The organism is Streptomyces ossamyceticus (assembly GCF_001418475.1).
In the GTDB taxonomy this organism is placed as follows: domain Bacteria; phylum Actinomycetota; class Actinomycetes; order Streptomycetales; family Streptomycetaceae; genus Streptomyces; species Streptomyces ossamyceticus.
The window spans coordinates 1-7,993 of sequence record NZ_LIQX01000315.1 but is presented as its reverse complement, the minus strand read 5'-3'; the positions used below and the strand labels follow the sequence as shown (position 1 = coordinate 7,993).

At 71.2% G+C, this 7,993-nt stretch carries 5 protein-coding genes; 2 read left to right on the top strand and 3 right to left on the bottom strand.

Annotated features, from left to right (window positions below):
* Positions 1-23 precede the first annotated feature (23 nt).
* Positions 24-1,661, bottom strand: coding sequence for an amino acid adenylation domain-containing protein (locus tag AOK15_RS23220; RefSeq protein ID WP_079058642.1), 1,638 nt, complete (start codon positions 1,659-1,661; stop codon positions 24-26).
* Entirely contained in the window at positions 1,658-3,631 is a 1,974-nt protein-coding gene (locus AOK15_RS23215) for a type I polyketide synthase (protein WP_107099494.1), read from the bottom strand. Before AOK15_RS23215 ends, AOK15_RS23220 begins: the two co-directional genes overlap by 4 nt.
* Before the next feature lie 709 nt (positions 3,632-4,340).
* Between AOK15_RS23215 and AOK15_RS23210 the strand changes: the two genes are divergently transcribed.
* The gene (locus tag AOK15_RS23210; RefSeq protein WP_055519956.1) at positions 4,341-5,360 is read left to right on the top strand and encodes a GAF domain-containing protein; all 1,020 of its coding nucleotides are present in this window, start codon (positions 4,341-4,343) and stop codon (positions 5,358-5,360) included.
* 294 nt (positions 5,361-5,654) lie between these two features.
* Here AOK15_RS23210 and AOK15_RS23205 read toward each other — a convergent pair whose 3' ends face one another.
* The gene (locus AOK15_RS23205; protein ID WP_478078813.1) at positions 5,655-6,617 is read right to left on the bottom strand and encodes an AraC family transcriptional regulator; all 963 of its coding nucleotides are present in this window, start codon (positions 6,615-6,617) and stop codon (positions 5,655-5,657) included.
* Between the two features lie 354 nt (positions 6,618-6,971).
* On the opposite strand from AOK15_RS23205, the gene AOK15_RS23200 reads away from it, so the two are divergent.
* The coding region (locus AOK15_RS23200; RefSeq protein ID WP_055519954.1) for an ATP-binding protein at positions 6,972-7,993 on the top strand (1,022 nt) is incomplete at its 3' end.

The window sequence follows — 7,993 nt, the reverse complement described above, 5'->3', positions numbered from 1 at the left end:
TGTCGGAAGGGGTCGGGGAAGGGTCAGCGGGGGCGGGTGAGTTCGGTGAGGAGGGCCCGGCGGTCGATCTTGCCGTTGGGGTTGAGCGGCAGTTCGTCGAGGACGGTGATCCGGCGCGGCAGCATATAAGGAGGGAGCCGGGAGCCGAGTCCGGCGAACAGTCGGTCGGGGGCGCAGCGGGTGCCGCTGACGGCGGCCTCCAGCTCCGGTTCGCCGTCGGCGGCCGGCACCGCGAGCACGACGGCCTCGCGGACTCCGTCCTGCTCCCGCAACATCGCCTCGATCTCACCGAGTTCGATGCGATGACCGCGGATCTTCACCTGGTGGTCGGTGCGCCCGAGGTGGATCAGCTGCCCGTCGCGCAGGGCGACCCGGTCGCCGGTGCGGTACCAGTCGGCCTCGGTGACCTTGCCGGTGCCGGTGCCGGTGCCGGTGCCGGTGCTTGTGCCCGTGCTTGGGTCCGTGCCGTCGTCGGCGGGGACGAAACGGCCCGCGTCGTTCGCCGGATCGAGATAGCCGGGGAAGCGCTGCGGGCCGCGCATGCACAGCTCCCCGGTGTCTGCGGGCTCGCCGTCCTCGTCCAGGAGCAGGAAGTCCAGGGTGGGGAAGCACCGGCCGATCGGCGCCGTGCCGTTCGGGGTCTGCGGCCAGTCGGCGAGGTTCGCGGGGAAGCGGTAGCCGGTGCAGGAGATGGTCAGCTCCGTCGGCCCGTACAGCACGTCGAGCTCGCTGTTCGGGGCGGCCTCCCGCCACTCGCGGGCCGCGGCCAGGGGCAGCGGTTCGCCCCCGAAGATCGTCCACCGCAGGGTGGGCATGCTGCCCGGCTTCAGGGTGCCGAGGCGGGAGGCGAAGGTGATGAGCGAGGGCACCGAGAACCAGTGCGTCAGCCGCAGGGCGTTGACGGTCTTCACCGGTGACAGCAGCTGACTGCGGGCCGGCACCACCAGGGTCGCCCCGCCCGCCCAGGCCACGAACAGATCGTGCACTGAGGCGTCGAAGGTCAGCTCGAACGTCTGAGACATCCGGCTGCCGGGCCCGACACCGTACCGGGACGCCACATGACCGAGGTTGGCGGAGATGTTCCGGTGGGTGATCGGCACGCCCTTCGGCGTCCCGGTCGAACCGGAGGTGAAGATGATGTACGCCAGATCGTCCGGGCCCACACGGGGCCACTCCGCGTCGGGACGGGGCGCCGCGGCGATCTCCGCCAGCGCCGGCTCGTCCAGGACGAGCCGCGGCACCCCGGGGTCCGCGTCCTCGGTGTCGGTGAGGATCAGGTCCAGCTCCGCCGCCCGGACGATCCCGGCGGTGCGGCCCGCCGGGTGCTCCGGGTTGAGGGTGACGACGGTGGCCCCCGCCCGCTGGATCGCGAGATACCCGGCGTACGCGGCGACCGAGCGGCTCGCCAGCAGTCCGATCCGCCGGGGCCGCTCGCCCCCCGCCGCCGTGAGCAGCCGGGCGGCGATCCCCTCGGTGAGCCGCCGCAGTTCGGCGTACGTCAGCCGCTGCTCCCCGACCTCCAGCGCGGCCTCGTCCGCGAACTCCTCGGCGGAGCGGGCGAACCAGCCGTACAGGGTCTGCGGGTCGGTGCTCTGCCCGGGCGCCGACGGGCCGCCGGGTTTGTTCGGGTCGGGCGTGCCGACCCCGGGACGGGCACTCATCGGGCCGCGGCCTCCAGCTCACGGGTCCACTCGCGCAGTTCGCCGACCGTACGCAGGCGGCCGAACTCCTCCGGGTCGACCTCCTGGCCGGACCGCCTGGTCAGCTCCACCACGATACGGAGCCGGGCGAGCGAGTCGATGCCGATCTCGGTGAGGGTGGAGCCGTCGTCGAAACCGGTGCGGGCGTGCTCCCGCAGCAGCCAGGACGACAGGTCGCTCTCCAGGTCCCCGCCGCCGCGGGCGCTCTCACCGGGCCAGTACCGCTTGGTCTGCCACGGGTAGTGGGGGAGGGGGACGAAGCGGGCGCCCTTCTTGAACTCCTTGAATTCCTTCTCCCAGTCCACCTCCTCGCCCGCGCGGTAGCGGTCGGCGACCTCGCGGGTGGAGTGCGCGGTGTGTGCGCCGGGCGTCCCGGTGAGCGCGGCCACCAGCTCCGCGTGCGTGGCGCCGGACACCGCCATCCGGTGCTCGTGGTGGCGGCGGCGCAGCGCGGCGCTGAAGCAGATGTCCCGCACCGAGTACCCGGCGCCCGCCCCGCCGGTGTCGAGGTACTCCGCGTACGACCGGGCCAGCGCGTCCAGCGCGGCGGGCGTCCGCGCGGAGAGCGGGAGCACATAGGTGGTGATCGACAGCGCCGCCATGAGTCGTTCCTTGAAGCTCTCCCGGGCGGGCTCGGCCTGGCGCAGCACGACATGGGCGTTGAGCGCGGAGGACCCCTGACCGGATATGCCCATGACAGCGGGACGGCCGAGGTCGGCCAGGGGACGCGGCGAGCGGGGGATCTCCAGCGGCAGTTCGTCCCAGGCGACCGCGGGGTTGGGGGTCTCCACATGGAGGCTGGCCGGGATCTCGCCGTGCTCCAGGCAGAGCACCGCCTTGATCAGCCCGGCCAGTCCGCCCGCGGCCTCCGCGTGACCGATGTTCGACTTCACCGAGCCGACGAGCAGCGGCCGTTCCGCCGGGCGCCCCTCGCCCAGCACCTTGCCGAGCGCGGTCAGCTCCAGCGGGTCGAACACGGGGGACCCGGAGCCGTGCGCCTCGACGTAGTCGACGTCGGCGGGGTCGATCCCGGCGTCCTCGTACGCCCAGCGCAGCACGTCGAGCTGACCGGTGAGGGAGGGGTTGAGCACCGAGTCGCTGGTGCCGCCGTCGTTGCCGACGGCGCTGCCCTGGATGACGGCGCGGATCCGGTCCCCGTCGGCGACCGCGTCGGCGAGGGGCTTCAGCACGACGACGGCGACGGCGTCGCTGGGCGCGTGCCCGTCGGCGCTCGCGTCACCGAACCTGCTGCGCCCGTCGGCGGACATGCCGCCGGCCGCGGTCATCACCTGGCCCTCGTCGGGGCGGAGTTTGAGGTTCACACCGGCGACCACGGCGAGCGGGATCTCCTTGGCGCGCAGGCTCTGCACGGCGCTGTGCACGGCGGTCAGCGAGGACGAGCACGCCGTGTCCACGACCATGCTGGGGCCGCGGAGGTCGAAGAAGTGGGAGAGCCGGGCCGGCAGCAGCGAGCGGAAGTTGTGCAGCTGGGCGGCGGTCACCCCGTCGGGGCCGAGCCGCAGGGCACGCTCCAGGTAGTCGGCGCGGGCGTTGCCCACGAAGACGCCGGTACGGCTGCCCGCCAGGACGTCCGGCCGCTGGCCCGCGTCCTCCAGCGCCTCCCAGGTGGTCATCAGCAACAGGCGCTGCTGCGGATCGAGTTCCACCGCCTCGGTGGCGGACAGTCCGAAGAACTCGGCGTCGAACTCCGCCGCCTCCACGTACCCGGCCCGCCTGCTGGCCAGCTTGCCGGGGCCCGGCCGGGGATCGTGCAGGGCGTCCACGTCGTACCGTTCCGGTGGGGTCTCGCTGGTGGCGTCCACGCCGTCGCGCAGCAGCTTCCACAGTTCGTCGGTCCCGGCGGCCCCCGGGAGTCGGCAGGCCATGCCGATCACTGCCACGGACCGTGCGTCCACGTCCGACTTCTTCAACGGACCTCTCCTTCGCCTGTGCGTCGATGTGCCTGTGTGATGGCGCGCTCGACCTCCACGTGGCCCCGGGGTCGCCGAGTCCGGCGGATGTTGAGCATGTTTCAGGTTCACGAGTCTGAAGTGGCCACCCGGACGTCCTCGTACCGGGTCCCCCGTGGATCAGCGGGGCAGGGCGCCCTCACTCAGGCCTGTCGACGACAGGCCCCGGAACCTGTCGTCGACAGGTCCCTCACCGGAACGGTGGCCGACCGTCCCGGATGCTGTACTGCGGCGCTGTGCGCTCAGTGGATCTTGGCGCGAAAACGTCTTGGGCGGAAGGGTGTTCCAGCCCACATGTGAGACCGGGGGTCCGCAGCCCGAACCGCACTCGCCCCACCGCTCGACACCCTCTCGTTCAGCCGGAAGCGCACGCACGACCGTCGAAAACCGGACCATCGCACGATTGTCGTACGCAAAATCGTTTCCGCTCGATTGTCGTTCAAGGTTTGGCGGGAAGTGATCGCCGAAGGTTGAAACTTGGAGAAATTTGGACAGGCTCCCGGGTTGGCCGACAGGGCGGGGCCCGTGAGGCAGAGGGTCCGTCAGGGCCGTCCGTGGCGCTGTCCATCAAGTCAGCCTAGAGGGATCACCGTTGTCTGTGAGGCATCCGGGACAGAAATTAACGGCCGTGGTGAACCGTGGAGTCCGAGATTCTGCTTTCATCTGCGGTATGGATCCCCTGACCTCATCCGACCAGGCACTCCGCGCGAGCGAACAGCGCAGGCTACGGCTGCAGGTGCTCGGCCTCAACAGCGTGGAAGCGGAAGCCACCTTCGACCGGGTGGCCCGGCTCGCCGCGAGCTTCACCCGCTCGCCCCTGGCCATGGTGAACTTCATCAACGACGAGCGGCAGATGTTCCGCGGCATGTACATCCCGACCTCGTCCCCCGGTGAGAGGGTCGGCCCGGACAGCCCGGCCATCCCCTTCGACCTGAGCGAACTGTCCCGTGAGGCGCCCGGCGACTACGGCTTCTGCCCCCACGTGGTCGCCCAGGGGTCCCAGCTCGCCCTGGACGACGTCTTCGACTACCCCAGGTTCAAGGGCAACCCCCTCGTCAACGACCTGGGAGTCCGCTCGTACCTCGGCACCCCGCTGCGGGACAACACCGGCATGATCCTCGGCACCGTCTGTGTCGCCGACTTCGAGCCCCGCCAGTGGGACCGCCGGATACGCGAGGCCATGCAGGAGCTCTCCGAGACCCTGCTCGCCGACTTCAAGCTGCGCGACAGCCTGCTCGCCCAGCAGCAGGAGCTGTTCGCGGTGTTCGACGGCGCCCCCTTCCCGATCATGCTCACCGAGGGGCCCAACCACCTGCTGCGCTACGCCAACGGCAAGCAGGGCCAGGCCTTCGGCATGGTGCCGCAGTTCAGCCCGGGCCGGCTCGCCCTGCCGCACCTGGACGCCGTCGGCGTCTTCAACGCCATGGACGACGCCTTCCACAGCGGCCGCGCGGCCACCCTCTCCCGCGCGCACCTCGGCACGTACGACTACCCGCAGCCCCAGGAGTTCGACTTCCTGTGCACCCCCGTGCGCACCTCACCCGGCGCGCCGATCAGCGGTGTGCTGACGGTCGCCATGAACGTGACCGGGCAGGCCTTCGCCGGACCCGAGCAGCAGGCCTTCGCCGCCAATGTGCAGGAGCGCTTCGAGCGGCTCGGCGCGGGCGCGTTCCCGGGACAGCGGCCGTAGGTGACGGGCCGGGCTCCGCTCGGTGGCCGGACACCCGTCGACGGACCGGGCGCGTGGTGAGACGTACCTCACACGTCCCGGTCCGGTCATCGGCGAACAAACCCGGAAACTGTATGGGCCACTTACGGGCAATCTCGGCCAAGTTCCGCAACCCCGGAATCCGGACATCTGACGGGAGACGTCCGACATCCCGCCCATTCCGTGTCCGTGCCGTGTGGCTTGTGAGTGACCTGTCACCGGACGGTCCGAGAACCTTCAAAAGGCCGCTCGCCGGGCCGCCCCACCGCCGCACGGTCAGCGCGGGTTCTGCCGCATCTCCCTCGGGCTCACCCCGTAGCGCCGCCGGAAGGCCGTGCTGAGGGCGCTCGCGGAGGAGAAACCGGCGGAATAGGCCAGGTCCGTGATCGACTGGTGCTCGCACTCCGCGCACAGCAACCGGTCCCGCACCAGCCGCAGCCGCTCCTCGCGGATCAGCTCACGGGGCGTGGTCCCCGCCTGCTGCAACGCGAGCTGTATCTGCCGCAGCGACCAGCCGAGCGCACGCGCCACCGTCGTCCCCGTGAGCCCCGGGTCGGCCACGTGGTCGCGCACATAGCGGCGGACCATCGCCTCCACCTCGCCCAACTGCCCCGGCACATCGGGGCGGTCGTCCCCGGCGGCCAGCATGCACACCAGCTCCACCAGCCGGTCGGAGACGGCGTCGAACTCGGGGTCGGTCAGATGCTCCCGCTCCTCGTGCAGGGCGGTCAGCATCCCGCCCACGATCCGCCCCAGCCCGCGGGTCAGGTCCAGCCCGGCCGACACCGGCGCCCGGCAGCCCAGCCGGCCGTTCACCTCACGGGCGGGAACGGTGAGGATGAACGCGTCGACGGCGTCGCTCTGCAGACACTGGAACGGCGACGCGAAGGAGACCAGCGCCCCGGTGCCCGGCGTCAGCCGCGCCTCCTCGCCGTCCTGCCGCAGTACGATCTCCCCGCCCAGCGGCAGCAGCAGCCGGTAGTCCTCGTCCGGGTCCTGCCGCACCTGGTGCGGGGTCCGGCTGTACTCGATCCGGTCCGAGCGGTACTTGACCAGTTGATACGTGTCGGTGCGCTGCCTGACCGTCCGCCCGTGGAAGTTCTCCGCGCGGGCGTATCTGAAGCCCATCCGGGAGTGGTACGTGCCGATGTGCTCGGTCCAGAAGTCGGCCCGCTCCCGCGGCTGAAGCTCCTCGGTGTTCAGCGCGTCGACGGCATAGCTTCCCGCGGGCAACGCCACTCCTCCCGTTCATCGATCCCGACGGCTTCCTTGCGGTCTCATACGATTCCTGACCGCGAAAGCTTCAACTGATGCATGATCAAAGACGATTCGGAGTCCGATCAGGCCGTCGGGGCACCCTAACGCGGCAAGCGATTGCCGTGCCGTGCGGTCGGTCGATCATGCGGAAGGGAAGGTCACCGGCCTCTTCACACCCCTTGCGCCACTCGTGCGCCCTGTGACAACTTCCCTGCGCGCCACGGGAAGACACGCCGGGGCCGCATCACTAACGTCGGGCGCTCCGTCAACCCGCGTTCACCGTCCGGGACCTGAGGACGTTCCGGGACTTGAGGACGTAAGGACTCGTGGACTTTCATGACCGATCAGATACCGCAGGCGGTGACCTGGGGCCTGGCCGCGGCCCTGCTCGCCACCGCCGTGCTCCTGCTGCGCCAGCACGGGATCACCGCGCGGCAGCGCAGACGGAACGCCGACCTGGTCCGCGAGGTCCGGGCGCGTGAGGAGGAGCTGCGCCATCTGGTCTCGGTCCGGCTGCCCGCCCTCGCCGACCACCCCGGCCAGGACGTCCCCGGCATCGGACCGCGCGACGCCCGGATCGCCGCCACCGAGTACGGCAAACACCTGGAGCGGGTCCTCGCCCTGTTCTCCGTCGCCGTCGACCACGCCCGCTCCCGAGCCGACCGCTCCGCCAAGGCCGCCCTCCAGGCGTCGATGCGCTCCCTCCAGGCACTCGCCAACGAACAGCAGATCTCCATCGCCGAGATGCAGGACCGGCACGACGACCCCGACGTCCTGCGCGACCTGCTGGAGGTCGACCACACCAACGCCCAGTTCGGCCGCCGCGCCCAGGCCATCGCCGTCCTGTGCGGATCCTGGCCGGGCCGCCAGCGCGCCACCTCCCCGCTGATCGACGTCGTCCGCGGCGCCACCTCCCGCATCCGCGACTACCGGCGGATCCGGGTCAACGGCCAGGTCGACATCGCGGTCGAGAGCCGCGCCGTGGAACCCGTCGTCCTCGCCCTCGCCGAACTGCTCGACAACGCCGCCCGCCACTCGCAGCCCGACACCACCGTCGAGGTCACCGTGCAGACCGTGCACAACGGTGCCTGCGTCATCGTCGACGACGCCGGCGTCGGCATGGACGCCCACGCCGTCGAGAGCGCCGGCCGGCTGCTCGACGGAGCCCGTGCCGTGGACGTCACCCGCCTCGGCGACCCGCCCCGGTTCGGCTTCGCCGTCGTCGGGGTCCTCGCCCGGCGCTACGGGTTCAGCGTGTCCGTGGACACCCGCTCCCCCTACGGCGGCGTCCGCGCCGTGGCACTCCTGCCGGCCGCGCTGCTCACCCACCTGGAGCCCGCCGCGCCTCGGGCACCTTC